Origin of the sequence: Pseudomonas putida (assembly GCF_050989985.1) — a bacterium.
Taxonomy (GTDB): Bacteria; Pseudomonadota; Gammaproteobacteria; order Pseudomonadales; family Pseudomonadaceae; genus Aquipseudomonas; species Aquipseudomonas putida_AI.
Genome location: NZ_CP158815.1, coordinates 296,222 through 321,645 on the forward strand (window position 1 = coordinate 296,222; position 25,424 = coordinate 321,645).

Annotated in this window: 29 protein-coding genes; 10 read left to right on the forward strand and 19 right to left on the reverse strand. The window is 61.6% G+C overall.

The genetic code is table 11. The features are described 5' to 3' along the window. Positions 1-13 precede the first annotated feature (13 nt). From coaD to ABTV29_RS01450, 4 genes are all read right to left on the reverse strand, one after another. A complete protein-coding gene (coaD, locus tag ABTV29_RS01435) occupies positions 14-493 on the reverse strand; it encodes a pantetheine-phosphate adenylyltransferase (RefSeq protein ID WP_003176711.1) in 480 nt (159 codons plus the stop codon). A 115-nt stretch (positions 494-608) separates the two neighbouring features. After that, entirely contained in the window at positions 609-2,204 is a 1,596-nt protein-coding gene (locus tag ABTV29_RS01440) for a GMC family oxidoreductase N-terminal domain-containing protein (protein WP_433768489.1), read from the reverse strand. A 155-nt stretch (positions 2,205-2,359) separates the two neighbouring features. Then, complete coding sequence (locus ABTV29_RS01445; RefSeq protein WP_433768490.1) at positions 2,360-2,905, reverse strand: twin-arginine translocation pathway signal protein; 546 nt, start codon at positions 2,903-2,905, stop codon at positions 2,360-2,362. Between the two features lie 28 nt (positions 2,906-2,933). Beyond that, positions 2,934-4,364, reverse strand: a complete 1,431-nt coding sequence (locus ABTV29_RS01450) for a coniferyl aldehyde dehydrogenase (protein WP_433768491.1) — start codon at positions 4,362-4,364, stop codon at positions 2,934-2,936. A gap of 145 nt (positions 4,365-4,509) precedes the next feature. Between ABTV29_RS01450 and ABTV29_RS01455 the strand changes: the two genes are divergently transcribed. Together ABTV29_RS01455 and ABTV29_RS01460 are read left to right on the forward strand one after the other, a co-directional pair. Continuing rightward, a complete protein-coding gene (locus ABTV29_RS01455) occupies positions 4,510-5,184 on the forward strand; it encodes a TetR/AcrR family transcriptional regulator (RefSeq protein WP_433768493.1) in 675 nt (224 codons plus the stop codon). An 84-nt stretch (positions 5,185-5,268) separates the two neighbouring features. Beyond that, entirely contained in the window at positions 5,269-6,123 is an 855-nt protein-coding gene (locus ABTV29_RS01460; RefSeq protein WP_433768494.1) for a sulfurtransferase, read from the forward strand. A 50-nt stretch (positions 6,124-6,173) separates the two neighbouring features. Here ABTV29_RS01460 and ABTV29_RS01465 read toward each other — a convergent pair whose 3' ends face one another. The 6 genes from ABTV29_RS01465 to ABTV29_RS01490 form a co-directional block, all read right to left on the reverse strand. Further along, positions 6,174-7,076, reverse strand: coding sequence for an AraC family ligand binding domain-containing protein (locus ABTV29_RS01465; RefSeq protein WP_433768495.1), 903 nt, complete (start codon positions 7,074-7,076; stop codon positions 6,174-6,176). A gap of 3 nt (positions 7,077-7,079) precedes the next feature. Next, positions 7,080-8,093: a hydrolase gene (locus ABTV29_RS01470; protein ID WP_433768497.1), complete on the reverse strand. Its 1,014-nt coding sequence runs from the start codon at positions 8,091-8,093 to the stop codon at positions 7,080-7,082. Between the two features lie 61 nt (positions 8,094-8,154). Continuing rightward, entirely contained in the window at positions 8,155-8,763 is a 609-nt protein-coding gene (gene rsmD, locus ABTV29_RS01475; RefSeq protein ID WP_433768498.1) for a 16S rRNA (guanine(966)-N(2))-methyltransferase RsmD, read from the reverse strand. Beyond that, entirely contained in the window at positions 8,763-10,253 is a 1,491-nt protein-coding gene (locus tag ABTV29_RS01480) for a M16 family metallopeptidase (RefSeq protein WP_433768499.1), read from the reverse strand. Before ABTV29_RS01480 ends, rsmD begins: the two co-directional genes overlap by 1 nt. After that, on the reverse strand, positions 10,246-11,601 hold the full coding sequence (locus ABTV29_RS01485; protein WP_433768501.1) for a M16 family metallopeptidase: 1,356 nt from the start codon (positions 11,599-11,601) through the stop codon (positions 10,246-10,248). The genes ABTV29_RS01480 and ABTV29_RS01485 overlap by 8 nt, the downstream gene beginning before the upstream one ends. 6 nt (positions 11,602-11,607) lie before the next feature. Beyond that, the gene (locus tag ABTV29_RS01490) at positions 11,608-11,856 is read right to left on the reverse strand and encodes a hypothetical protein (RefSeq protein WP_433768502.1); all 249 of its coding nucleotides are present in this window, start codon (positions 11,854-11,856) and stop codon (positions 11,608-11,610) included. 87 nt (positions 11,857-11,943) lie between these two features. Between ABTV29_RS01490 and ftsY the strand changes: the two genes are divergently transcribed. The 4 genes from ftsY (at position 11,944) to rpoH (ending at position 16,067) form a co-directional block, all read left to right on the forward strand. Then, positions 11,944-13,413 (forward strand): signal recognition particle-docking protein FtsY, encoded by a 1,470-nt coding sequence (ftsY, locus tag ABTV29_RS01495; RefSeq protein WP_433768503.1) that lies wholly within the window; start codon positions 11,944-11,946, stop codon positions 13,411-13,413. Next, positions 13,410-14,081, forward strand: a complete 672-nt coding sequence (ftsE, locus tag ABTV29_RS01500; RefSeq protein ID WP_077046069.1) for a cell division ATP-binding protein FtsE — start codon at positions 13,410-13,412, stop codon at positions 14,079-14,081. Before ftsY ends, ftsE begins: the two co-directional genes overlap by 4 nt. Next, complete coding sequence (gene ftsX, locus ABTV29_RS01505; protein WP_433768504.1) at positions 14,078-15,100, forward strand: permease-like cell division protein FtsX; 1,023 nt, start codon at positions 14,078-14,080, stop codon at positions 15,098-15,100. The genes ftsE and ftsX overlap by 4 nt, the downstream gene beginning before the upstream one ends. A 112-nt stretch (positions 15,101-15,212) precedes the next feature. Then, positions 15,213-16,067 carry an RNA polymerase sigma factor RpoH gene (rpoH, locus tag ABTV29_RS01510; protein ID WP_110965350.1) on the forward strand — a complete coding sequence of 285 codons (855 nt, stop codon included), beginning with the start codon at positions 15,213-15,215 and terminating at the stop codon, positions 16,065-16,067. A 203-nt stretch (positions 16,068-16,270) separates the two neighbouring features. On the opposite strand, the gene mtgA is transcribed toward rpoH, so the two are convergent. Then, positions 16,271-16,993 (reverse strand): monofunctional biosynthetic peptidoglycan transglycosylase, encoded by a 723-nt coding sequence (gene mtgA, locus ABTV29_RS01515; RefSeq protein WP_433768505.1) that lies wholly within the window; start codon positions 16,991-16,993, stop codon positions 16,271-16,273. Between the two features lie 74 nt (positions 16,994-17,067). Here mtgA and ABTV29_RS01520 point away from each other — a divergent pair, with 74 nt between their 5' ends. The 4 genes from ABTV29_RS01520 (at position 17,068) to trmB (ending at position 19,310) form a co-directional block, all read left to right on the forward strand. Beyond that, positions 17,068-17,448: a DUF423 domain-containing protein gene (locus tag ABTV29_RS01520; RefSeq protein WP_433768506.1), complete on the forward strand. Its 381-nt coding sequence runs from the start codon at positions 17,068-17,070 to the stop codon at positions 17,446-17,448. Between the two features lie 71 nt (positions 17,449-17,519). Then, on the forward strand, positions 17,520-17,720 hold the full coding sequence (gene thiS, locus ABTV29_RS01525; RefSeq protein ID WP_162634911.1) for a sulfur carrier protein ThiS: 201 nt from the start codon (positions 17,520-17,522) through the stop codon (positions 17,718-17,720). A 60-nt stretch (positions 17,721-17,780) separates the two neighbouring features. Then, positions 17,781-18,575, forward strand: a complete 795-nt coding sequence (locus ABTV29_RS01530; protein WP_433768508.1) for a thiazole synthase — start codon at positions 17,781-17,783, stop codon at positions 18,573-18,575. A 9-nt stretch (positions 18,576-18,584) separates the two neighbouring features. Continuing rightward, entirely contained in the window at positions 18,585-19,310 is a 726-nt protein-coding gene (trmB, locus tag ABTV29_RS01535) for a tRNA (guanosine(46)-N7)-methyltransferase TrmB (RefSeq protein WP_433737641.1), read from the forward strand. Between the two features lie 116 nt (positions 19,311-19,426). Here trmB and ABTV29_RS01540 read toward each other — a convergent pair whose 3' ends face one another. The 8 genes from ABTV29_RS01540 to proC all read right to left on the reverse strand — a co-directional run bounded on the left by ABTV29_RS01540 (position 19,427) and on the right by proC (position 25,403). Continuing rightward, positions 19,427-19,750, reverse strand: a complete 324-nt coding sequence (locus ABTV29_RS01540) for a DUF3392 domain-containing protein (protein WP_011336381.1) — start codon at positions 19,748-19,750, stop codon at positions 19,427-19,429. A gap of 9 nt (positions 19,751-19,759) precedes the next feature. Beyond that, a complete protein-coding gene (gene hemW / locus ABTV29_RS01545; RefSeq protein ID WP_433768509.1) occupies positions 19,760-20,965 on the reverse strand; it encodes a radical SAM family heme chaperone HemW in 1,206 nt (401 codons plus the stop codon). Next, positions 20,962-21,558 (reverse strand): RdgB/HAM1 family non-canonical purine NTP pyrophosphatase, encoded by a 597-nt coding sequence (gene rdgB / locus ABTV29_RS01550; protein WP_433768510.1) that lies wholly within the window; start codon positions 21,556-21,558, stop codon positions 20,962-20,964. Before rdgB ends, hemW begins: the two co-directional genes overlap by 4 nt. Beyond that, positions 21,555-21,989 (reverse strand): DUF4426 domain-containing protein, encoded by a 435-nt coding sequence (locus ABTV29_RS01555; protein ID WP_433768512.1) that lies wholly within the window; start codon positions 21,987-21,989, stop codon positions 21,555-21,557. The genes rdgB and ABTV29_RS01555 overlap by 4 nt, the downstream gene beginning before the upstream one ends. A 25-nt stretch (positions 21,990-22,014) precedes the next feature. Then, positions 22,015-22,635 carry a methionine biosynthesis protein MetW gene (gene metW, locus ABTV29_RS01560; RefSeq protein ID WP_077046059.1) on the reverse strand — a complete coding sequence of 207 codons (621 nt, stop codon included), beginning with the start codon at positions 22,633-22,635 and terminating at the stop codon, positions 22,015-22,017. Positions 22,636-22,642: 7 nt separating this feature from the next. After that, on the reverse strand, positions 22,643-23,782 hold the full coding sequence (metX, locus tag ABTV29_RS01565) for a homoserine O-succinyltransferase MetX (RefSeq protein ID WP_433768514.1): 1,140 nt from the start codon (positions 23,780-23,782) through the stop codon (positions 22,643-22,645). A 190-nt stretch (positions 23,783-23,972) separates the two neighbouring features. Next, positions 23,973-24,560: a YggT family protein gene (locus ABTV29_RS01570; protein ID WP_433768515.1), complete on the reverse strand. Its 588-nt coding sequence runs from the start codon at positions 24,558-24,560 to the stop codon at positions 23,973-23,975. A gap of 24 nt (positions 24,561-24,584) precedes the next feature. Next, entirely contained in the window at positions 24,585-25,403 is an 819-nt protein-coding gene (proC, locus tag ABTV29_RS01575) for a pyrroline-5-carboxylate reductase (protein WP_433768518.1), read from the reverse strand. Positions 25,404-25,424: the final 21 nt, after the last annotated feature.

The following is a 25,424-nucleotide window of genomic DNA, read 5'->3' on the forward strand; positions in this document are numbered from 1 at the left end:
GATTGAGCGGTGGTTACTTCTTGAAGCGCAGGGTCAGCGCGTCCGCCACCGCAGGGTGCACGAACTTGGTGATATCGCCGCCCAGGGCTGCGATTTCACGGACCAGCGTCGAGGAAATGAACGAATAACGCTCGGACGGGGTGAGGAACAGGCTTTCCACGTCCGGAGCCAGTTGCCGGTTCATGTTGGCCAGCTGGAATTCGTATTCGAAGTCCGAGACTGCGCGCAAGCCACGCAGGAACACGTTGGCGTTCTGCTCTTTGGCGAAGTGCGCCAGCAGGGTCGAAAAGCCGACGACTTCAACGTTCGGCAAATGCTTGGTGACCTCGCGAGCCAGTTCAACACGCTGTTCCAGGGGGAACAACGGGTTTTTCTTGGGGCTGGCGGCGACGGCAATGATCACGTGATCGAACAGGCGCGAGGCGCGTTCGACCAGATCGCCATGGCCCTTGGTAATAGGGTCGAAGGTACCTGGGTACAACACTCGGTTCATCGCGGCGTCCTGGCGGGAGTGCGTTGGGGAGTCGGATGGTATCGCAGCCTTATCGGTCGGCCAAGTCGACTGTTGGGTAAGAAAGCACTATAGACGATGGGAATGTTCGTTGTTTTCATGGGTTTTTTAAACGTTCGGCCAGGGAAGTCGCCAGTTGCGCCGTCAGTCCATAGACCGACAATTGCGGGTTTGCGCCAATGCTGGTGGGGAACAGCGAGCCGTCATGAATCGACAGGTTGCCCAGCTGATGATGCCGGCCGAGGCTGTCGGCCACCGCACTTTTCGGGTCTTCGCCCATGGCACAACCGCCCATCACATGGGCGCTGCCGAGCCGTGTGCGGTACAACTCAAGGCTGAGCCCGTCGATCAGGGTGCGTGCTTCGCCCAGGGTTTTCACATAGCGCGCATCGGCGTGCATCGGCATCACGGCCCTGGCGCCACCGGCGAACTGGATCTCGGCCATGCTGTGGAAGGCCCGGCGCAAACCGTCCCGGACATACGGTGAAACCTGGTAATCGAGTACCGGTGAGCCATCGCCGCGCAGTTCGACGTTGCCGCCGGGGCTGTCCGGATGGAAGCCGTCGCGCAGCAACGCGAGCATGGCGTGGGTGTGCGGCAGGTTGGCCATGTGTTGCGCATTTTCCTGGCCGAAACCGCCGAGCAGCGTGGTGGCCAGCGCCGGGTGCAGCGGTGGGACCTCCAGCTTGTAGCCGATCTTGCCGGTGGTGCCGTCCTGCCATTGGAAATGGTCGGAGTAGATCGATTGCGGGGCGCCATAGAAGGGGTTGATCACTTCGTCGAACTGCCCGGCGGACATGTTCACCAGATGCAGAAAGGTCCGTTTGCCCAGCCGTTCATGGGGGTCCGGCGCATCGGAACGCAGCAACAGCGCCGGACTGTTGATCCCGCCGCCGGCCAGCACGTAATGCCGCGCCTTGACCGTGATGCGCCGGCCGGTGGGCTCGACGCAGCGTGCATCCATGGCCACGCATTGCACCCCGGTGACTTTGTCGCCGGTGATCAGCAGTTTCTCGGCTCGGGCCAGGTAGAGCAGCTCGCCGCCTTGCTCCAGGGTGGCCGGGATGGTGGTGACCATCATCGATTGCTTGGCGTTGGTCGGGCAGCCCATGCCGCAGTAGCCGAGGTTCCAGCAGCCGCGCACATTGCGCGGGATGACATGCCAGCTGTAGCCGAGCTGTTCGCAACCCTTGCGGATCACGTCGTTGTTGGCATTGGGCGGAACCATCCAGGGTGCGACACCCAGGCGCTGCTCCATTTTCTCGAACCATGGCGCCATATCCGTCGGGCTGTGTCCCTTGACGTTGTGCTCTTTGGCCCAGTGTTCCAGGGTCGGCTGCGGCGTGCGGAAACTGGACGTCCAGTTGATCAGTGTGGTGCCGCCCACGGCCCGGCCCTGAAGGATGGTGATGGCGCCGTCCTTGCTCATGCGGCCGATGCCTTCCTGGTAGAGGCTGCTGTAGGCCTGGTCTTCGAGCAGTTTGAAGTCGCTGCTGGTCTTGAGCGGACCTTCCTCGATCAGCAGCACCTTGTAACCGGCCGCGCTGAGGATTTCCGCCGTGGTCCCGCCACCCGCACCGCTGCCAATGATCGCCACATCCGCTTCGAGGGCCAGGTCCTGGGTCAGTTGCGAGCCGTCATGGGTTTTCCAGCCACGGGCCATGCCTTCGCGGAACGGGTCGGGTACGGGCATTGTTGTGATCTCTTATTGTTTTGAGTTTGGTGGTGATGCGGCTGACGCTATCGCGGGCAAGCCACGCTCCCACAGGTTTCGAGGTTGCCCATCCTTTTGTGAACGACTCAAACCCTGTGGGAGCGTGGCTTGCCCGCGAATGGGGCGACTCGGTCTCAAACTGTAGGCGGCCCGGGATACCCGCAATGCACCCACGACTCCTTGCGCCCATACCAGGCCATCATCACCAGTTGCAGCAATGAGCTGTGGCCCATGCGCAGCAGGCTCAGCGAGCTGTTTTCCCAGCGATCGAGAAAACGCCGGATCTCATCAGCGCTGGCGTTTTCCCAGCTGCCCCAGATACCGGTCAGCGGTCCGCGAGTCACGGCCATGCCCAGCACATCGAACAGCTGGCGGGTCAGCTTGAGCATTTCCGGCGACAGGTGATCGAGGTTGTAGTCCAGGCTTTTCAACGTGCCGTCGATGGCTGCGGGCATGCGTTCGGCGGTCACGGCACCGTCGAGCAGCACCGGAATCAGCGCGCGCAGAAACAGCAGGTCACCACCGCGCAGCGCCGCGAAGCCGCTCTCCGGGATGCTCGATGAGCAACCACTCAAGCTTGCGCCCAGGCCGGCGGTGGCGAGAAAGGCGCTGGCGCCCAGGCTGAACTTGAGCAGGCCGCGCCGTGACAGCGCGGGAGTTTCGGACAGGCTTTGGCCCATTATTGTTTTTATCCGTTGGCGTTGAGCGTTAGCGAATGAACAGCTTCTGGATCAGCTTCTGAATGGATTTGCCGTAAGGCGGGTAAATCAGTTTCGCCGCGTTGAAGCGCTGTTTGACCAGCACGCCCTTGGCCTTGCTGAAAGTCAGGAAGCCCTCGTGGCCGTGGTAATGGCCCATGCCCGAGGGGCCGATGCCGCCGAAGGGCATGTCGTCCTGGGCGACGTGCAGCAGGGTGTCGTTCAGGCACACGCCGCCGGAATGGGTTTCGTGGAGCACGCGCTGCTGTTCGCGTTTGTCGTAGCCGAAGTAATACAGCGCCAGTGGGCGAGGGCGCTGGTTGATGTAGGCAAATGCCTGGTCAAGATTCTCGTACGGCACGATCGGCAGCAGCGGGCCGAAGATTTCGTCCTGCATCACCGTCATGTCGTCGGTGACATTGAGCAGCAGGCTATGCCCCATGCGACGTCCCTGCCCCTGGTCAAACAGTGGAATCAGCAGCGCGCCCTTGCTGGTGGCATCGCTGAGGTAGCCGTTGAGCCGCGTCAGTTGTCGGTCATTGATGATGGCGGTGTAGTCCGGGTTGTCAGCCAGCGTCGGATAAAAGCCGCGGACCACCTGGCGATAGGTCTCGACGAACTCTTCGATGCGGTCGTCCGGCACCAGAACATAGTCCGGGGCCACACAGGTCTGCCCTGCGTTGAGGGTCTTGCCGAAAGCGATGCGTTCGGCGGCGTCTTGAAGGGGCACATCGCGGGACACGATGGCCGGGGATTTGCCGCCCAGTTCCAGGGTGACGGGGGTCAGGTTCTCCGCTGCCGCGCGCATTACGTGTTTGCCGATGCTGGTGGCGCCGGTAAACAGCAGGTGATCGAAGCGCAGCCTGGAAAATGCCGCCCCGATATCGGACTCGCCCAGCACCACGCAAACCAGGTCTTCGGGGAAGACTCGAGCCAGCAGTTGCTTCATCAGCAGGCCGGTGGCGGGGGTCGATTCACTGAGCTTGAGCATCACCCGATTGCCCGCCGACAGCGCGCCGACCAGTGGGCCGATGGCGAGATAGAGCGGGTAGTTCCACGGCACGATGACCCCGACCACGCCCAGCGGTTGATAGACCACTTTGGCCGAAGCCGGCTGGAAGGCCAGCCCGACCTTGCGCCGCGACGGGCGCATCCAGCCCTTGAGGTGTCGGCTGGCGTAATGAATGCCGTGCAGGCTGGGCATCAGCTCGGCGAGCAGGGTTTCGTCGGCGCTGCGGTTGCTGAAGTCCTGGCTGATCGCATCGATCAGGGCCTGGCGTTCGCTGTCGAGCAGGTCACGCAGTGCCTTGAGCCATTGCAGGCGCTGGGCCGCAGGTGGCATCGGGTTGGCGGCGTAAGCGGCGCGCTGCGCGTCGAACTGTGCCTGGAGCTCCGCCAGTGGTTGCTGCAGATCTTGCAGGTAGGAAATTTCAGCAGTCATGGTCGGCTCCGTTTTTATTTTATTGAAGCACTTTTTAGAGTCTATGCTCTATAAAGTCAAATGACACACCGGCGCAGCTTTATTTATCCCTCTGCGGATAGGTCGTAAGATGCCCGTCAACGCACTCTGAATTTAAGCTCAAGCCATGGCCCCAAGGATAAAAACCAGCGAGCGCATCGTGCAGAACAGCCTGGAGCTGTTCAATCAACAGGGCGAGCGCAGCATCAGTACCAACCATATTGCTGCCCACATGGAGATTTCTCCGGGCAACCTGTACTACCACTTCCCCAACAAGCAGGCGATTATCGCCGTGCTGTTCAGCGAGTACGAAAGCCTGGTGGACAGCTTCCTGCGCCCGCCCCAGGGGCGAGCGGCCACGGTCGAGGACAAGCGCTTCTACCTCAAGGAACTGCTCTCGGCCATGTGGCGATATCGCTTCCTGCACCGCGACCTCGAGCATCTGCTCGACAGCGACAGCGAGCTGGCCGCGCGTTATCGGCGCTTCTCTCAACGCTGCCTGATTCAGGGCGCGGCCATCTACAAAGGGTTTGTCGCCGCCGGCATCCTGACCATGGACAAGGTGCAGATCGAATCCCTGACCCTCAATGCCTGGATCATCCTCACGTCCTGGGTGCGCTTTCTGTGCACCACGCGGGAGAACTCCAGCCACCTCAGCGAGCAAGCGATCAAGCGCGGCGTCTACCAGGTGCTGGTACTGGAGGCCGGGTTCGTCACGGATCAGGCCCGTGATGAGGTCAATGCGCTGTTCGAAGAGTTTTACGTGCCGCTGGCGCAGGCGCTGGAAGAAGCCGTGAACTGAAGCTGTGAACTGACGCCGTGAATTGAAGCTGTGAATTGAAAAGTGCAGTAGGATCCAGACCCGGTTTAATCACAGGAGCCCGTTATGCCCATTGCGCAATTGATCAGCCCGCAAGCGTTGGACCTGAAAAAGGAGCAGCCGGGGCTGGTGATTCTGGATTGTCGTTTTGCCCTCGAAGACCCGGACTACGGTCAGCGCAGCTACGCCGAAGGTCATATTGCCGGGTCGAGTTTTGCTGATCTTGAACGTGATCTGAGTGGGCTCGTGGTCAAGGGCGTGACCGGACGTCATCCATTGCCCGAGCCTGCCGAGCTGATCGAGCGCCTGCAAGCCTGGGGCATCAACAACGACAGCGAAGTGGTTTTGTACGACGACGGCCCGGGTGCCTATGCGGCGCGGGCCTGGTGGTTGCTGGCGTGGCTGGGCAAGCGTGACGGTGTGTTCATTCTCGACGGCGGGCTCAAGGCCTGGCACGCGGCGGGTTTACCCTTGAGCCTGGATCCGCCATCGATCACGCGCGGCACCTTTAGCGGAACGGCGGACCCTTCGTTGCTGCTCAGTGCCGAACAATTGCACAAGCGTCTGCACCAACCCGAGCTGACCTTGATCGACGCCCGCGCCTTGCCGCGTTTCAAGGGCGAAGTCGAACCGATCGACCCGGTGGCCGGGCATATTCCCGGCGCGCAATGCGCGGCTTTCACCGACAACCTGGGCAGCGACGGGCGCTTCCTGCCGGCTGAGCAGCTCAAGCAGCGGTTCAGTGAAAAACTGGCGGGTCGCTCGCCGAACGATCTGGTGGCGTATTGCGGTTCCGGCGTGACGGCTTGCCACAACCTGTTTGCCCTGTGCCTGGCGGGTTATCCGCTGGGGGCGTTGTATGCCGGATCGTGGAGTGAGTGGATCAATGATCCTGCGCGCGGGATTGCCACCGGCGCCTGATCCCCACAATCTTTTCCTGTGGGAGCGAGCCTGCTCGCGATAGCGGAGTATCAATCGACTGAGATGTTGACTGACACGCCGTCATCGCGAGCAGGCTCGCTCCCACACTGGAAATGTGTCGTCAGTGATTGCCGCGCACTTCGATACGCCCCCGGCCCCACCCCATACACCTGCTTGAACTGCCGACTCAGATGGCTCTGATCGGCAAACCCCAGCTGTGTCGCCACCTCCAGTGGCAAACACCCGCTCTGCAACAACGCCCGTGCCCGGGCGATGCGTTGCTGCATCAGCCAAGTGTGCGGCGGCATGCCCGTCGCGCGGCGGAACACCCGGGCGAAATGGAAGGGCGACAGATTCACCGCCGCTGCCAGTTCTTCCAGCGAAGGCGGTGCCGCCAGTTGTGCGTGCAGCAGCTCCTTGGCCCGGGTCACCGCGCGATGTTCCTTGCCCGGTTTGCCGGCTTCGCCAACCGCCGCATGACGCTGCAACAACGACAACATCAGTTCGCGCCAGGCTGTCTGCTGTTGCAGCGCGGTGGCCGGGCTTTCCAGCAGGCGATGCAATTGGCAGAAACCGCTCACCAGGTCCGGATCGCGGTACAGCGTGGCGCCGAAGGCCGGCAGGCGGTGGGTCGGCAGTTCGAGTTCGGCCAACAGTGAGGTGATCTGCCGGCTGTCCGGATAAAACGCCCGATACAGCCAGCCATCTTCCGTGCCTTTGTGGCCGGTGTGCAGCTCATCGGGGTTGATCAACACCAGCGTGCCGCTGCCCGCCAGGTGCTCGGCACCGCGATAACGGTAGCGCTGGGCACCGGCCATGATCATGCCGATCACATAACCTTCATGCACATGGGGCGCGAATCGGTGTTCGATGTAGCGCGCCGACAGCAATTCAATCCCGGCCAGCGGCGCCGTTTGCCAGAAACGGATCGACTCGCCCTGATTGTCATCCATGGCTTAGACGAACCTCACGGTGTCTGGGCCCACAGTGCTCAGCCATTGCGGTATGCGCCGTTCCAGGTAGTAACCCGGTTGCCTGACCGAGCCGTCGACGAATCCGACATGCCCACCCTTTGCCTGCAGTTCGAACTGCGTGGAGGGCGACAGCTCCTCGGCTTGCGGCAGGCTGTGGGGAAAGACGAAGGGGTCGTCGGCGGCCTGGATGATCAGGGTCGGGGTGCGGATTTCCCCCAGGAAATAGCGGCTCGACGCCCGGCGGTAGTAGTCCTCGGCATCGAGGAAGCCGTTCAGTGGCGCCGTCACCCGGCCATCGAAATCCCAGAAGGTGCGCAGGTTTTCCAGTGAGCCCAGGGCTGCCAGCGTGGCCAGGCCATCTTCACGACCGTCATGCTGGAACTGGCGTTGCTTGTTCTTGATGTAGGCCAGCATCTCGCGCATGAAATGCGCCTGATAGACCTTGGAGAAGCCCTGGCCGATGCGGTCCGCGCACTGGTCCAGGCGAAACGGCACCGACACCGCGACCGCACCGAGCACGCCGCTGTCGCTGCCGGTCTCGCCCAGATGCTTGAGCAGAACATTGCCACCCAGGGAATAACCCACCGCATACAGCGGCGCCAGTGGCCGTTTGGCCCGCAGATGGCTGATGGTTTCGGCAAGGTCTTCGCTGGCGCCGGAATGGTAGCTGCGCGGCAGCAGATTGGGTTCGCCGGAGCAGCCGCGCCAGTTCAGCGCGACGCTGGCCCAGCCGCGGTCGCCAAGCGCCTTCTGCATCCCCGCCACGTAAGGCGAATTCGAAGAACCGGTGAGCCCGTGCAGCACCAGCACCAAGGGCGCTTCGGCGCTGTGGGGGCCGTGCCAGTCAAGATCCAGGAAGTCACCGTCCTCGAGCCACAAGCGTTCGCGCTCGCGCTCGATATGCGTGGTCTTGCGCCACAGCGGTCCCCACAAGGTCTGCAAGTGCGGGTTGCCGAGGCCGAAGGCGGGAGTGAAGCGTTCAGACAGATGGGACACGATTGTTCTCAAAGCAGGCGCGTACCCGGATCCAGGTGCGCGCCTTGTTCAGGCCGGTCGATCAACCGGCGATCTCTGCCATACGTTGCCACAACGAATAATAGACTCGCCCGGACTTTTGCTCCCGGTGCAGGCGCCAGTTGCCTGGCAGGCCGAGCGTCGACGGCGCGGATTCGCTCTCGGTGTATACCCACGCATCTTCGGCCAGCCACTGCCGCTCTTCGAGCAGCTTGCACACGGCTGGCAGCAGATTCTGGTTGAACGGCGGGTCGAGGAACACCAGGTCATAAGCCGTAGCGGGCTGGGTTTCCAGGTAGCGCAGGGCGTCGGCGGTCTGCACGTGACCGGTGGTGCAGCGCAGTGTGCCCAGGTGTTCCTTCAGGCTGGACACCGCAAGGCTGCTGGCATCCAGCGCCTGGCCCGTGGCGGCACCACGGGACAAGGCTTCAAGAAACAGCGCGCCACTGCCGGTGAACGGGTCGAGCACCTTGGCGCCGGGCACGTAGGGTGCGAGCCAGTTGAACAGGGTTTCACGCACCCGGTCCGGCGTCGGGCGCAGGCCCGGGGCATCGGGGAAGCTCAGTTTGCGGCTGCGCCATTCGCCGCCGATGATGCGCAGCTGGTTCACGCCGTTGTGCACGGGCTTTTTGGATTTCGATTGAGTGGCCATTAATGCTCCGGAACCCCGAGCGGTTGCTCGGCGGGTTTATCAGAAGGGGCCGGTAACGGCTTTTGCGGCACGGTCGGGCCAGCGCTGACGATGACCATTTTGTCCGTGCTCAAGTGTTTGTTCAGTGCGGCTTTGACTTGCTCGACCGTCAGGTTCTGCGACTGCTGCATGAAGTCTTCGAGGTGACTCAGCGGCAGATTATAGAAGCCGATCGCCCCGAGCTGACCGACGATATCGGCGTTGCTGGCGGTGGACAGCGGGAAGCTGCCGGCCAGTTCGCGCTTGGCGTCGTCGAGTTCCTTTTCGGTAGGGCCCGTCTTGAGGTAGTCGGCGAGGACGTCCTGCACCAGCTTCAGCGTGCCTTCGCTCATTTCGGCGCGGGTCTGCAGGTTGATCATGAATGGACCGCGCGCCTGCATAGGGGTGAAGCCCGAATATACGCCGTAGGCCAGGCCACGCTTCTCGCGCACTTCGCTCATCAAGCGGGTGCCGAAGCCGCCACCGCCAAGGATCTGGTTGCCCATGGACAGTGCCGCGTAATCCGGGTCGTCACGGTCGATGCCCAGTTGCGCGAGCATCAGGTTGGTCTGCTTGGACGGAAACTCGATATGGCCGATGCTGGCCTTGGGCTCAGCCGGCTGGGCAATTTTCGGCAGGGCAGGACCTTTGGGCAGGGCGGCGGAGACCTGTGCGGCTATGGCTTCGGCCTCGGCGCGGGACAGGTCGCCGACCAGCGCGATCACCACATTGCCCGCGGCGTAGGCTTTCTGATGGAACGCCCGCAGTTGCGCGAGAGTGACGGTCGGAACGCTTTTGGCCGTGCCATCGCTGGAGTGGGCGTACGGATGATCGCCATACAGACGGTTCATCAGTTCAAGGCTGGCCAGTTTGCCGGGGTTCTGTTTCTGGTATTCGAAGCCGGCGAGCATCTGGTTCTTGATGCGAGCAAACGAGTCATCGGGGAAAGTCGGTTTGCCGACGACTTCAGCGAACAGCTTCAAGGCAGGTGTACGTTTGTCCACGGCGCTGAGGCTGCGCAAGGACGCAACGGCCATGTCCTTGTAGGCACCGTTGCCGAAGTCGGCACCCAGGCCTTCAAAACCCTGGGCAATAGCGCTGACGTCCTTGCCGGCCACGCCTTCGTTGAGCATGGCGTTGGTCAGCAGCGCCAGGCCGGGAGCGTCGCCGTCCTGGCTGCTGCCGGCGGCGAAGATCAGGCGCATGTCGAACATGGGCAGCTCTCGGGCCTCGACGAACAGCACCTTGGCGCCTTCGGCGGTGTTCCAGGTCTGCACATCGAGTTTGCGGTGGCTCGGCGCCTTGCCGTTGAGCTCGTTCAGCGATTGCAGTTTCTGGCTGGCCTTGGCCTTGTCCAGTGCTTCGCTGGCCACGGACTCGCCCGTTTTGGAGAAATAGAAGGCAGCGGAGCCGATCAGGGCCACGGCGATCAGGCCAAGCAAGGCCAGGCGCGGTTTTTTATGTTCACTCATGAGGCGTCTCCTCCGGCAGTACATGGGCGACGCTGAGACGTTCGCGGGTGAAATACAGCTTGGCGGCGTTCTGAATGTCTTGCGGGGTCACGCTTTCCAGGTCGGCGAGCTCGGTGTCCATCAACTTCCAGGACAGCCCGACGGTCTCCAGTTGGCCGATAGCGGTGGCCTGGCTGGTGATCGAGTCACGCTCGTAGACCAGGCCGGCGATGACCTGCGCACGCACGCGCTCCAGTTCTTCAGCGGACGGTGCAGTGGTTTTCAGCTGTTCGAGCAGCTTCCACAAACCGGCTTCGGCCTGTTCGATGGTTTTCTTCTTCTGGCTGTTGGGGGTTGCCGACAGGCTGAACAGGCTGTCGCCACGGGTATAGGCGTCGTAGCTCGACGAGCCGCCGGACACCAGCTCCTCGCCACGTTCCAGCTGCGTTGGGATGCGCGCGCTGTAGCCGCCGTCGAGCAGTGCCGAGATCAGGCGCAAGGCATTCACCGAGCGTTTGTCTTCGGCGGTGGCGATGCTCGGTACGTTGAACGCCAGCATCAGGCTGGGCAGCTGCGTCTTGACGTGCAGGGTGATCTGACGCTCGCCGGGCTCGGCCAGCTCCAGCGGAATCTTCGCCGGTGGCACATCGCGCTTGGCGATCGGGCCGAAGTAACGCTGGGCCAGGGTTTTGACTTCGTCCGGGGTCACGTCGCCGACCACCACCAGCGTGGCGTTGTTCGGTACGTACCAGGATTCGTACCAGTGACGCAGCTCCTGGACTTTCATGCGATCCAGGTCGGCCATCCAGCCGATGGTCGGCGTGTGGTAGCCGCTGGCGGGATAGGCCATGGCCTTGAAGCGCTCGTAGGCCTTGGCCATCGGCTTGTCGTCGGTGCGCAGGCGGCGCTCTTCCTTGATTACTTCAATCTCGCGAGCGAACTCGTCGGGCGGCAGGCGCAGGCTGGCCATGCGGTCGGCTTCCAGTTCGAAGGCCACGGCCAGGCGGTCGCGGGCCAGCACCTGGTAATAGGCGGTGAAGTCATCGCTGGTGAAGGCGTTCTCTTCGGCGCCGAGGTCGCGCAGGATCAGCGACGCTTCGCCGGGGCCAACTTTCTCGCTGCCCTTGAACATCATGTGTTCCAGGGCGTGGGACAAACCGGTCTGACCCGGCGTCTCGTAGCTGGACCCCACCTTGTACCAGACCTGGGAAACCACCACTGGCGCGCGATGGTCTTCGCGCACAACGACCTTCAAGCCGTTGTCGAGGGTGAATTCGTGCGTGGGTTGTGGATCGGCAGCCAGGGCCGAGAGGGGCAGACAAACTGTGCTGAGCAGCAGGCCTGCGGCGCGGCGGGCTAGAGCATTCATTCGTTTTTAAACCTGTTGGGCTGCCCGCTTGGTCTTAGCGTCTGCGGGCGAGAGGGTGCTAGGATACTGATCCGTTTTAGCGGCGGCCACGCCTATCAGGCCTTTATGCTTGATCAGGTTGAATGGGTTTGCGACGAAAGGTGGATATTTATCAACCGATTTCTGCTTTTTCGCCGATTTTGCTGCTTTAGTCCATTGATAAATCGATTCCTTGAGGTGCTGTCCGCTCCTCGACAACATGTTGCGCGTGAACAAGCTGGATCAATCGCAGTCTGTTCTGCATCGAATATTTATTACCGGGGCGCCCATTGGCGCGTCGCTACCGTGAGATAGCCGTCCTCCATGTTTGGTTCCAACGACGACAAGAAGACCCCAGCTGCGGCTGGCGAGAAAAAAAGCCTGTTCGGATGGCTGCGCAAAAAGCCGCAGGAACCCGTCGTCGAACAGCCACAGCCCATTCCCGAGCCGGCTCCCGCGCCGGTTATAGACGCAGCACCTGCGCCAGTGGTGCAGCCAGTTTCCGAACCTGTGCCACAACCGGTGGCAGCTGAGCCGGCCGCTGTGGTCGAGCAGCCTTTGACGCCATCCGCCCAGCCGTGGCTGACCTTGCCGGTGGCGGAAGAGCCGGTGGCACTGGTCGAAGACGATCTGGCGCCGCACGTTACCCCACCGATTCCTGCGCCGACCGCGTTTGCACCTGAGCCGGTACATGCACCGGCTGCAGCTCCGGTTGTCCAGGCCGAGCCTGCACCTGTTGTTCCCGAACCCGTGATTCCTGCTGCTCCGATTGTCCAGGCAACGGCACCGGTCGCAGCCCCAGTCGCTCCTGTCGAAGCGCCCATCGAAAAGCCGGCCGAGCCACCGCGCACCGAAGAAACCAAGACCGGTTTCTTTGCCCGCCTCAAGCAAGGCTTGTCCAAGACCAGCGCCAGTATTGGCGAAGGCATGGCCAGCCTGTTCCTCGGCAAAAAAGCCATCGATGACGAACTGCTCGATGACCTGGAAACCCGCCTGCTGACCGCTGACGTCGGCGTTGAAGCCACATCGGTGATCATCCAGCGCCTGACGCAGAAGGTCGCGCGCAAAGAGCTGGCCGACTCCGATGCGCTGTACAAATCCCTGCAAGGCGAGCTGGCGGCGATGCTCCGGCCTGTCGAGCAACCGCTGAAAATCGCCTCGCAGAACAAGCCGTTCGTGATTCTGGTCGTTGGCGTCAACGGTGCCGGCAAGACCACAACCATCGGCAAACTGGCGAAGAAGCTGCAGCTGGAAGGCAAGAAAGTCATGCTCGCCGCCGGCGACACCTTCCGCGCCGCCGCGGTGGAGCAATTGCAGGTCTGGGGCGAGCGCAACAAGATCCCGGTCATCGCCCAGCACACCGGCGCCGACTCCGCTTCGGTGATTTTCGATGCCGTGCAGGCCGCCAAGGCCCGTGGCATTGACGTGTTGATCGCCGACACCGCCGGTCGCCTGCACACCAAAGACAACCTGATGGAAGAGCTGAAGAAGGTTCGCCGGGTGATCGGCAAGCTCGACGCCGATGCTCCCCACGAAGTGCTGCTGGTGCTCGACGCCGGCACCGGCCAGAACGCCATCAACCAGGCCAAGCAATTCAACCAGACCGTCGAACTGACCGGCCTGGCGCTGACCAAGCTCGATGGCACCGCCAAGGGCGGGGTGATTTTTGCCCTGGCCAAGCAATTTGGCTTGCCGATCCGCTATATCGGCGTCGGTGAAGGCATCGACGATTTGCGCACCTTTGAAGCTGAACCCTTTGTCCAGGCACTGTTTGCCGAGCGGGAGCGTTCATGATTCGTTTCGAACAGGTCGGTAAGCGCTATCCGAACGGTCACGTCGGCTTGCATGAGCTGAGCTTTCGAGTCCGTCGTGGCGAGTTTCTGTTTGTCACCGGCCATTCCGGCGCCGGTAAAAGCACCCTGTTGCGGCTGCTGTTGGCCATGGAACGCCCGACCAGTGGCAAGCTGCTGCTTGCCGGGCAGGACCTGAGCACTATCAGCAACGCACAGATTCCGTTCCTGCGCCGACAGATCGGTGTGGTGTTCCAGAACCATCAGTTGCTGTTCGATCGCACTGTGTTCAACAACGTCGCGCTGCCATTGCAGATCCTTGGCCTGTCCAAGGCCGAGGTCGCCAAGCGTGTGGATTCGGCCCTGGAGCGCGTTGCGCTGTCGGACAAGACCGACCTGTATCCCGGCGACCTGTCCACCGGCCAGCAACAGCGCGTCGGCATCGCCCGCGCCATCGTTCACCGCCCGGCATTGCTGCTGGCGGACGAACCGACCGGTAACCTCGACCCGCGTCTGGCGGCGGAGATCATGGGTGTCTTCGAAGACATCAACCGCCTGGGCACCAGTGTGCTGATCGCCAGCCACGACCTGGCACTGATTGCGCGCATGCGCCACCGCATGCTGACGTTGCAACGCGGTCGATTGATCGGCGACGGGGAGGCCGGAGTATGAGTGCGACACGCAGTCCAAAGGTTTCCGAGCGCGTGGCCCCCAAGGCCGCCGATCCGCAGCCGGCGAAGAAAAAACATGACGACGATGACGGTCCGGACTTCGCCACGCTGTTCCGTGCCTGGATCGAAAGCCATCGCGCCAGCATGGCCGACAGCTTGCGTCGACTGGGCAAGCAGCCCATCGGCAGCTTTTTCACTTGCATGGTGATGGCGGTCGCCTTGAGTTTGCCCATGGGGCTGTCACTTTTGCTAAGTAACGTCGAGCGTCTTGGCGGGTCCTGGCAGCGTGCGGCGCAAATTTCCCTGTACCTGCAACTCGAAGCCAGCCCGACTGAAGGCGAAGCGCTGCGTGAGCAGATCAAGGGCATGCCCGGTGTGGCCGATGCCGAATATGTGGGGCGCGATCAGGCGCTGGAAGAGTTCCAGCAGCAGTCCGGCCTGGGTGAGGCGCTCAAGGAGCTGCCGGAAAACCCGCTGCCCGGCGTGGTGCTGGTGACGCCGAAGGAAGTCGACAAGCCGACCCTTGAAGCATTAAGACAAAAACTTTCCGAATTGCCCAAGGTGCAGCAAGCGCAGCTTGATCTAGTCTGGGTCGAGCGTCTGGCAGCCATCCTCAAGCTGGGCGACCGGTTTGTCTTCGGTCTGACGGTGCTTCTGGTTTCTGCATTACTTTTGGTGATAGGCAATACCATTCGTCTTCATATTGAAAACCGCCGCACAGAGATAGAAGTGATTAAACTCGTCGGCGGCACTGACAGCTATGTGCGCAGGCCCTTCCTTTATATGGGCGCGCTTTATGGCTTTGGCGCGGGGATTCTGTCCTGGGGCGTTTTGGCGTTCGGCCTTGACTGGCTGAACGACGCGGTGGTGGGACTGGCCGGTTTGTACGGCAGTGATTTTGCGCTGGCCGGAGTGCCAGCTGCCGATGGTCTGTCTCTCTTGCTTGGCGCGGTATTGTTGGGGTATATCGGTGCGTGGATTGCAGTCGCTCGCCACCTGCGGGAGCTGGCACCAAAGTAATATCATTTTGCTCGTATTGACCTTTTCGTTTTTTTGGGAACTTGTTCTTCGGTTTCCGGTCAATTTTCGCAGTGCTTAACTGCACGAGTTTGTAAGTCGGAGGTTTTTTCGTATGACCAATTCTTTGCAGCCTGCATATGCTCTGGTCCCGGGTGCGAACCTGGAGGCTTATGTGCACACGGTAAACAGCATTCCATTGCTGTCGCCGGAGCAGGAGCGTGAACTGGCCGAGAGTCTCTATTATGAGCAGGATCTTGAGGCGGCTCGGCAGATGGTGCTCGCCCACCTGCGTTTTGTCGTACATATCGCCCGTAGCTATTCCGGCTACGGTCTGGCTCAGGCTGACCTGATCCAGGAAGGTAACGTCGGTCTGATGAAGGCTGTAAAACGTTTCAACCCGGAAATGGGCGTGCGTCTGGTTTCGTTCGCCGTGCACTGGATCAAGGCTGAAATCCACGAATTCATCCTGCGCAACTGGCGCATCGTGAAAGTTGCCACCACCAAGGCCCAGCGCAAGCTGTTCTTCAACCTGCGCAGCCAGAAGAAGCGTCTGGCCTGGTTGAATAACGAGGAAGTGCATCGCGTGGCGGAAAGCCTCGGTGTAGAGCCGCGGGAAGTGCGCGAGATGGAAAGTCGCCTGACCGGCCATGACATGGCCTTCGATCCGGCTGCCGAAGCTGACGACGACAGTGCTTTCCAGTCGCCGGCCAACTATCTGGAAGACCACCGGTACGACCCGGCCCGTCAACTGGAAGACGCGGACTGGAGCGACAACTCCAACCACAACCTGCACGAAGCGCTGGAAGTGCTGGACGACCGTAGCCGTGACATTCTCTACCAACGCTGGTTGGCGGAAGAAAAAGCCACGCTGCACGACCTGGCGCAGAAGTACAACGTGTCGGCCGAGCGTATTCGCCAGCTTGAAAAGAGCGCGATGAACAAGCTCAAGTTGTCGATTGCCGCATAACCTGCGCAAAAGGCAATAAAAAAGCCCCGATCATTGATCGGGGCTTTTTTGTTTGTGCCTATTTCTATGTGGCCCAGGACCTGTGGGAGCGGGCTTGCCCGCGATGGCGTCGTGTCAGCCACCACATCAGTCGCAGATACACCCCGATCGCGGGCAAGCCCGCTCCCACAGGGATATTCGATGTCCGAAAAATTTGTGCCCGACTACTGAGACCACGGCGCCCGGCGGGAGTCATTCAACCCCACCAGATAGCTGTCACCACCAAGCTGGCTCATCTGCCGCCGTATCCAGCCTGCCCGCCGCGCAACATAAGAGGTCGGATGGCTGGCGCTCCATACTCGCGGGTTCGGCAGTACGGCGGCCAGCAAGCTCGATTGCTGGCGACTGAGACCTTTTGCGCTGGTGCCGAAGTGATGCCGCGCCGCCGCTTCCGCACCAAACACCCCATCATCCCACTCGGCGCTGTTCAGATAGACCTCAAGAATCCGCTGCTTGGGCCATAACACCTCGATCAAAGCGGTAAACCAGGCCTCCAGCCCCTTGCGCAGCCAGCTGCGACCGGACCACAGGAACAGGTTTTTCGAGACTTGCTGGCTCAGTGTGCTGGCGCCTCGAACCGAGCCACCCAACTCGTTGTGAGCCAATGCGGCGCGGATCGCACCAATATCAAAACCCCAATGCTCAGGAAATTTCTGGTCCTCGCCAGCAATCACCGCGACCTTCAGGTCGTCGGAGATTTCTTCCCAGGGCTTCCAGGTGCGTTGCAGGTCGATGGGCTCGCCATCGATCCAGGATTCGATCTTGCGCTCGACCATCAGCGCCGTGCCCGGCGGCGGCACCACGCGAAAAATCAGCACCAGCAATACGCTGCCGCCCATGAACCAGAGCACGGCCTTGGTGAAACGACGGAAATAGATACGCAGCATAGAGATGGCTTGGCCGAACCCGTTGAGCGGGCCATTATACAGACCCTGTTGATCGAGTCTGACTGGAGTTCTTCATGCTGCGTGGCTTTCTGATGCTGGCCGCTTTTTTCGGCTTCACCGGTGTCGGCCTTGGGGCGTTTGCCGCCCACGGCCTGAAAAACCGCCTGAGCCCCGAGTACCTGGCGATTTTCCACACCGGCGTCACCTATCAACTGGTGCACACCCTGGCGCTGCTGGGTGTCGCGCTGCTGGCCACGCAGATTCCCGGCCGCCTGGTCACATGGGCCGGCGCATCCTTCGCCATCGGCATCCTGCTGTTCTCCGGCAGCCTGTATGTGCTGACGCTCACCGGTTTCAGCAAGCTCGGCATCGTCACCCCGTTCGGCGGCCTGGCCTTCCTCGCGGGCTGGCTCTGCCTGGGTCTCGCCGCCTGGCGCCTGCCGCTGACCGCTTGACGCTTGTTGCTGACCTTTAGGTCACGATCGGGCTAGAATGCCAGCCCTTTAAAATGATGGCGGCATTACGCATGCGCATTCAGTTGAACGGCGAATCCTTTGAACTGCCCGACGGTGAAACCGTTGCGGCCCTGCTGACCCGTCTGGAACTGACCGGACGCCGTGTGGCGGTCGAGCTCAATCTGGATATCGTCCCGCGCAGTCAGCATGCAGACACCACGCTCAATGACGGCGACAACGTCGAAGTCGTGCATGCCATCGGTGGCGGCTAGCCGTCAGGCCCGCATGGGCCGAGAATTCTGCAAGACCCTCACCCCTCAAGAGGATTTCCCATGAGCATCGTTCGTAGCGACAAGCCTTTCGTTCTGGCCGGTCGTACTTACCAGTCGCGTTTGCTGGTTGGTACCGGCAAATACCGTGACATGGAAGAAACCCGCCAGGCCATCGAAGCCTCGGGTGCCGAGATCGTCACCTTCGCCGTGCGCCGTACCAACCTGGGCCAGAACGCGGGCGAACCGAACCTGCTGGATTTCCTCTCGCCGGATCGCTACACCTTCCTGCCGAACACCGCCGGTTGCTACGACGCTGTGGAGGCCGTGCGCACTTGCCGCCTGGCCCGTGAGCTGCTCGATGGCCACAACCTGGTGAAGCTGGAAGTGCTGGCGGACCAGAAAACCCTGTTCCCCAACGTGATCGAAACCCTCAAGGCCGCCGAATCGCTGGTCAAGGAAGGCTTCGACGTGATGGTCTACACCAGCGATGACCCGATCATTGCCCGGCAACTGGCGGAAATCGGCTGCATCGCCGTCATGCCGCTGGCCGGTCTGATCGGTTCGGGCCTGGGGATCTGCAACCCGTACAACCTGCAGATCATCCTCGAAGAAGCCAAGATCCCGGTGCTGGTGGATGCCGGTGTCGGCACCGCGTCCGATGCCACCATTTCCATGGAACTGGGCTGTGACGCCGTGCTGATGAACTCGGCCATCGCCCACGCCCAGCAGCCGATCATGATGGCTGAAGCCATGAAACACGCCATCGTTGCCGGCCGCCTGGCGTACCTCGCCGGCCGTATGCCGAAAAAACTCTACGCCAGCGCCTCTTCGCCGCTGGATGGTCTGATCAAGTAAGAGCCATTGATGACTGAATCGAACGACACGCCTATCCAGACGGAAGAAGGCGACGAGCGCCAACACCGCCGCATCAAGAGTTTCGTGATGCGTGCCGGGCGCATGACCGAAGGCCAGCAACGTGGTCTGGAGCAGGGTGCGCCGCTGTACGTGCTGCCCCTGGCCGATGCACCGGTGGATTACGACCAGGTGTTCGGCCGTTCGGCACCGCGTTCGCTGGAAATCGGCTTCGGCATGGGCCATTCGCTGCTGGAAATGGCTGCCGCTGCGCCGGAGCAGGACTTCATTGGCGTGGAAGTTCACCGTCCGGGTGTTGGCGCGCTGCTCAATGGCGTGCTGACACAAGGCCTGACCAACCTGCGAGTCTACGATTGCGATGCGATCGAAGTGCTCAACCGTTGCGTGGCCGACAACAGCCTCGATCGCCTGATGCTGTTTTTCCCGGATCCATGGCACAAGAGCCGTCACCACAAGCGCCGCATCGTTCAGGCTTCCTTCGCGGAGCTGGTGCGCAGCAAGTTGAAGGTCGGCGGAATTCTGCACATGGCCACCGACTGGGAACCGTACGCCGAATACATGCTTGAAGTGATGAATGTCGCGCCGGGTTATCGCAACCTGGCCGAAGACGGCAAGTGCGTACCACGCCCGGCCGAGCGCCCGATCACCAAGTTCGAACGCCGTGGCGAACGTCTTGGGCATGGGGTTTGGGATTTGAAGTTCGAGAAGCTGGCGTAAAACCTGTGGGAGCGAGCTTGCTCGCGATGAGGCCATAACATTCAACATCAATGTTGGCTGTCAGGCCGCCATCGCGGGCAAGCCCGCTCCCACAGTGATTTTTATGTGGTTTGAGATCAGCGGCGGTCTGCAACGACGCCGATGAGCACCAGCACCACCAACAGCACCGGCGCCAAGCTGTAGTTGTTGAACTGGCTCAGGCCTTTGACGACCCACGGCGTGGCATAGATCAGCGCCGCGCCGCTGCCGATCATGCACAGCAGGGCCATCAGCGGAACGCGCAAGGCGCCGGCGATGCTGCCCAGGCGTTGCTCGACCCAGCCTTTGAAATCCGCACCGAACAGCACCAGCAGGCAGCCCACCAGGGCCAGGGCGATTTCCGAGAGATTACTGCGGCTCCAGCGAGACACGGTGGCGAGCAGGTCGAGTATCAAATCCATTCGATTTCCTTAGGTCAGAAAATTCTGCAGCAAGTCGTTGAGGAAGAGTTGTCCGCGCTCGGTGGCCACCAGACGTGACGGTTCGACCTGCAACAGGCCGCTTTGTTCGGCTTCGCGGCGGCTTTCGGCGAGACTCTCCAGGGGCATTCCGGTTCGCTCCGGGTACAGTCGCGCTTCGACGCCTTCAGTCAGGCGCAGGGCGTTCATCAGGAACTCGAACGGCATTTCATCATTGGCCAGCGCCTTTTCACCGGCCTGAAAGCTCTTCTCCGGGTTGAGGTAGTCCTTTGGCAATCGGGTCTTCCAGGTGCGCACGATGCGCCCGTCCGGATGACTGAGCTTGCCATGGGCGCCGGCGCCGATGCCGATGAAGTCGCCAAAGCTCCAGTAGTTGAGGTTATGTCGCGCCGCGCGACCAGGCTGGGCGTAGGCCGACACCTCGTATTGCACGTAACCGTGTTCTGCCAGCAACGCCTGCCCGGCCTCCTGAATGTCCCACAGCGTGTCGTCTTCCGGCAGCGTCGGCGGCTGGTTCCAGAACACCGTGTTCGGTTCCAGGGTCAGTTGATACCACGACAAGTGTGTCGGTTTCAGGGCGATGGCTGTGCGCAAGTCGTTCAAGGCGTCATCCAGGGACTGATCGGGCAAGCCGTGCATCAGGTCCAGGTTGAAGTTGTCGAACCCGGCCTGACGCGCCATGCCGGCCGCTCGCACCGCTTCGTCGCCATTGTGAATTCGCCCCAGCGCCTTGAGTTTTTCCTGCTGGAAGCTCTGGATGCCGATCGACAGGCGATTGATGCCCAGCGCCCGGTAAGCCACGAACTTATCCTGCTCGAAGGTTCCCGGATTGGCTTCCAGGGTGATTTCGATGTCGTGGGCAAACGGAATTCGCTGTTCGACGCCCTTGAGCAGGCGGCCCAGGGCTTGAGCACTGAACAGGCTGGGTGTGCCGCCGCCGAAGAAAATCGAACTGAGTTCGCGGCCGTAGACCGCATGCAGATCCTGATCGAGGTCAGCCAGCAGCGCGTCCACATACTCTTCTTCCGGCAGTACGGGACTGGCGGTGTGGGAGTTGAAGTCGCAATAAGGGCATTTGCGTACGCACCACGGGATGTGGATGTACAGCGCCAGGGGTGGCAGCACAGGCAGGGCCGCCCGAGGCGATTGGGCGTCGCCGCCGAAGATCAGCGGCGACGCGGATGATTCACCGGTCATTTCAAGCCCAGACGCTGGCGCAGCAGATCCATTGCACGGGCGCGGTGACTGATCTGGTTCTTGTCGCCCGGGCTCAGCTCGGCGCTGGAGCAATCACGCTCAGGCACCCAGAACAGCGGGTCGTAGCCAAAACCGTGTTCGCCACTGGCCTGGGTGAGGATGCGACCGTGCCACAGGCCTTCACAGAGGATCGGCAGCGGATCATCGGCGTGACGCACCAGCGCCAGCACGCAGACGAACTGCGCGCCACGTTCGGCTTGCGGCACATCCTTGAGCGCGTCGAGCAGCTTGGCGTTGTTCGCCGCATCGCCCTTGCCATCGGCATAACGCGCCGAGTAGATGCCCGGCGCGCCGCCGAGGAAGTCCACCGCCAGTCCCGAATCGTCGGCCAGTGCCGGCAAGCCGGAAATGCGCGCGGCATTGCGGGCCTTGAGGATGGCGTTCTCGACGAACGACAGACCGGTCTCTTCAGGCTCGATGTTGCTGAACTCGCCGATCGAGCGCAGCTGCACCGACTGACCGAGCATGGCCTGGAGTTCCTTGAGTTTGCCGGCGTTGTGGCTGGCCAATACGAGTTGCGTGAAGTTGATCATTCGCCGGGGAAGAGCTCTTGGTTGAAATTGATGGTGTTGATTTTGTCACCGGTCTGCACCTTGATGTCGAAGGTGCGGGTTTCCTGCTGTTCCACCGGGTATTGGGCGATGTAGTAGATCGCGCCTTGCTCGGTGATCTGGCGGAAGTTCAGGTTCACGCTCTGGCTGGTCAGGTCCTTGACCGTGCCGCTGATCTGGGCCATCTGCGGCTTGCCGTCCTTGAGTACCGAAATGTTGATCACGCCCTGGTTTTTGCTGCGCGTGAGTTGCGCGGCCTTGGCGATGTCCGGTGTCAGGAAGGTGGAGTTGAAGGTGTTGTAGTGCACCGTCGTGTCGCCAAAGACTTCCTTGCGATCACCCTTGATCGCATCGGCGGCCATGGCTGTGACGCTCAGGCAGGCGGTGAGTAGAAACAGCGCTAGACGACCCATGATCGTTCTCCTCGAATTAAGGTGGTCAGACCGCGACCTTGTGGTCTGCAAGTCCCGGGCTGCTGACGCGGTAAATGCCGATCTCACCTAACAGATTAGGCCATAGCTTACTGGCCCACCCGTGCCGATGCTGTTGATCCACGGCAAGCCGATCAATGACCTTCGCTTCACGTTCGCGACACAAGGCTTCAAAGTCGGCGAAGGTGCAGAAGTGGATGTTCGGCGTGTTGTACCAGGTGTACGGCAGGAACTCGGAAACCGGCATCCGGCCCTTGCTCGCCAGGTACCAGCGGCAGCGCCAGTGACCGAAATTCGGGAAGGTGATGATGCATTGGCGGCCAACCCGCAGCATTTCGTCGAGGATCTTGTCCGGGTAGTGCACCGCTTGCAGCGCCTGGGTCATGACCACGATGTCGAAGCTGTTGCTGGCGAAGTTACCCAGGCCCTTGTCCAGGTCCTGCTCGATGACGTTGATGCCCTTGGCCACGCACTCGGCGATGTTGTCCGCATCGTTTTCCAGGCCATAACCAGTGACTTGCTTGTTGTCGCGCAGCCAGGTCAGCAGTTCGCCGTTGCCGCAACCGAGGTCGAGCACGCGGCTGCCGGCGGGGATCCATTCCTGGATGATTTCCAGATCAGCTCTCATGGCTATCTCACAACGTAATTCGGTTCATGTAGTGGGCAAACGCCTGCAAGTAGCGCGGAATCGGAATCAGGAAGGCGTCGTGGCCTTGCGGTGCGTCGATTTCCAGGTAGCAGACGTCCTTGCGCGCAGCCATCAATGCGTCCACCAGTTCCCGCGAACGGGCCGGGGAGAAGCGCCAGTCGGTGGTGAAGGACATCACGCAGAACTTGGCGGTGGCGTTGGCGAACGTCTTGGCCAGGTCATCGTCGAAGTTGGCCGCCGGATCGAAGTAGTCCAGGGCCTTGGTCATCAGCAGGTAGGTGTTGGCGTCGAAACGCCCGGAGAACTCCTCACCCTGATAACGCAGGTAGCTTTCGACCTGGAACTCGACGCTGTGGAAGTCGTAGTTGAGCTTTTCGCTCTTGAGGCCACGGCCGAATTTCTCGCCCATCGAGTCGTCGGACAGGTAGGTGATGTGCCCGACCATCCGCGCCAGCATCAGGCCGCGCTTGGGGATCACGCCCTGCTCCTGGAACGAACCACCGTGGAATTCCGGGTCGGTGAGGATCGCCTGGCGCGCCACTTCGTTGAAGGCGATGTTCTGCGCCGACAGCTTGGGCGCCGAGGCGATGGCCAGGCAGTGACGGATACGGTCAGGGTACGTGATGCTCCATTGCATCGCCTGCATGCCACCCAGGCTGCCACCGATCACGGCGGCGAATTGGGCGATGCCGAGGCGATCGGCCAGGCGCGCCTGGCTGTGCACCCAGTCTTCCACGGTCAGCACCGGGAAGTCGGCGCCGAACGGCTTGCCGGTCTCCGGGTTGATGCTGCTCGGTCCGGTGGAGCCGTTGCAGCCGCCGAGGTTGTTCAGGCTGACCACGAAGAACTTGTTGGTGTCGATCGGCTTGCCGGGGCCGATGCAGCTGTCCCACCAACCGGGCTTGCGGTCTTCGGGGCTGTGGAAGCCGGCAGCGTGGTGGTGGCCCGACAGCGCGTGACAGATCAGCACGGCGTTGCTCGCCGTGGCGTTCAGCGTGCCGTAGGTTTCGTAAATCAGGTCGTAGGCTGGGAGCGAACGACCGCAGGCCAATGCCAGGGGTTCGCTGAAGTGCGCCACTTGCGGCGTCACCAGACCAACAGAATCGGGGGGAAAGGCAGCTGGCATCGACCCTGCTCTCGTTGAAATGAGGCGTAAGTCTAAAGACCGCTGGGGTTAGCGGCAAGCAAAGGCCGGGCCTGATTGCATTCAGCTAAAGCCGGGCGCTGCAATCGCGAGCAGGCTCGCTCCCACAGGGAAATGCATTCCATTGTGGGAGCGAGCCTGCTCGCGAAGAACGATGACGCGGTGTAACGGATCAGATCAGGCCAAACAGCTCACGCGGCATCACCGCGTAGTAGGCCAGGCGCGGGATCAGCCAGCTTTGCAGCAATTGCAGCGCGATGAAGGCGAAGATCGGCGAGATGTCGAGGCCGCCCATGTTCGGGATGATCCGGCGGAACGGCGCCAGGACCGGCTCGGTGATCTGCTGCACCAGTTCCGCACCCGGGTTGTGGCTGCCCGGAGCGACCCAGGACAGGATCACGCTGATGATCATTGCCCAGAACAGAATCTTCAAAAACAGCGCGAAGATGCCGATCAGCGACCATGGCACCAGGAACAGTGCATCGACCGAATAGCCATTGAGCAACAGGATCACCGCGAACAGCACCATCTGCACCAGCAGGGCCAGGACCAGCGACGACATGTCCAGGCCGAACATGCTCGGAATCACCCGGCGCAGCGGCTTGAGCAGGGGTTGCGTGGCTCGCACGACGAACTGGCAGAGCGGGTTATAGAAGTTCGCTCGCACCAGTTGCAGGATGAAGCGCAACAGCACGATCAGCAGATACAGGCTGCCCAGGGTTTGAATCACAAAAATGGCAGCGTCATTGAGTCCGAGCATTATTGATTCCTTTTTAAGTGCTGATTAGCGGCCAAGTTGCTCAGCCATCTCGGCGGAGCGGTGCGCGGCGGCGCCCAGTGCTTTTTCGACCAGTGCTTCAAAACCGCCGGCCTGGAACGACTTGATCGCCGCTTCCGTGGTGCCCGCAGGCGAGGTGACGCGACGACGCAATTCAGCAGCATCGACGTCGCTGGACACAGCCATGTGCGCGGCGCCCAGGGCGGTCTGCAGGGTCAGTTGCGCGGCGACATCCGCTGGCAGGCCGAGCTTCACGCCGGCAGCGGTCATGGCTTCGATCAGCAGAAAGAAGTAGGCAGGGCCGGAACCCGAGACGGCGGTGACGGCATCCAGTTGCTGCTCTTCATCCAGCCACAGGGCAATGCCGACAGCCGACAGGAGTTCCTGGGCCTGTTGGCGCTGTTCGGCGCTCACCTGGGCGGTGGCGAACAGGCCGCTCACGCCCTGGCGCAGCAACGCAGGGGTGTTGGGCATGCAGCGCACGATCGGCTGGGCGCCGAGCCAGTTGTTCATGCTGGCGCAGGTGATACCGGCGGCAATCGAAACCACCAGTTGCCCGGGCTTGAGGCTTGGGCGAATGGCTTCGCAGACGGTTTTCATCGCCTGGGGCTTGACCGCCAGCACCACCACATCGGCGCCTTCGATGGCCTGGGCATTGTCGGCGAACACTTCGATGCCATGCTCGGCGCTCACACGGGCACGGGTTTCATCACCCGGATCGCTGGCGCGGATCTGCGCGGCGTCCAGGCCCTTGGCCCGCAGGCCGCCGATCAGGCTGGCGGCCATGTTGCCGGCACCGATAAAGGCAATACGCGTCTTGCTCATGTCAGGTCCTTATAAAGAAAG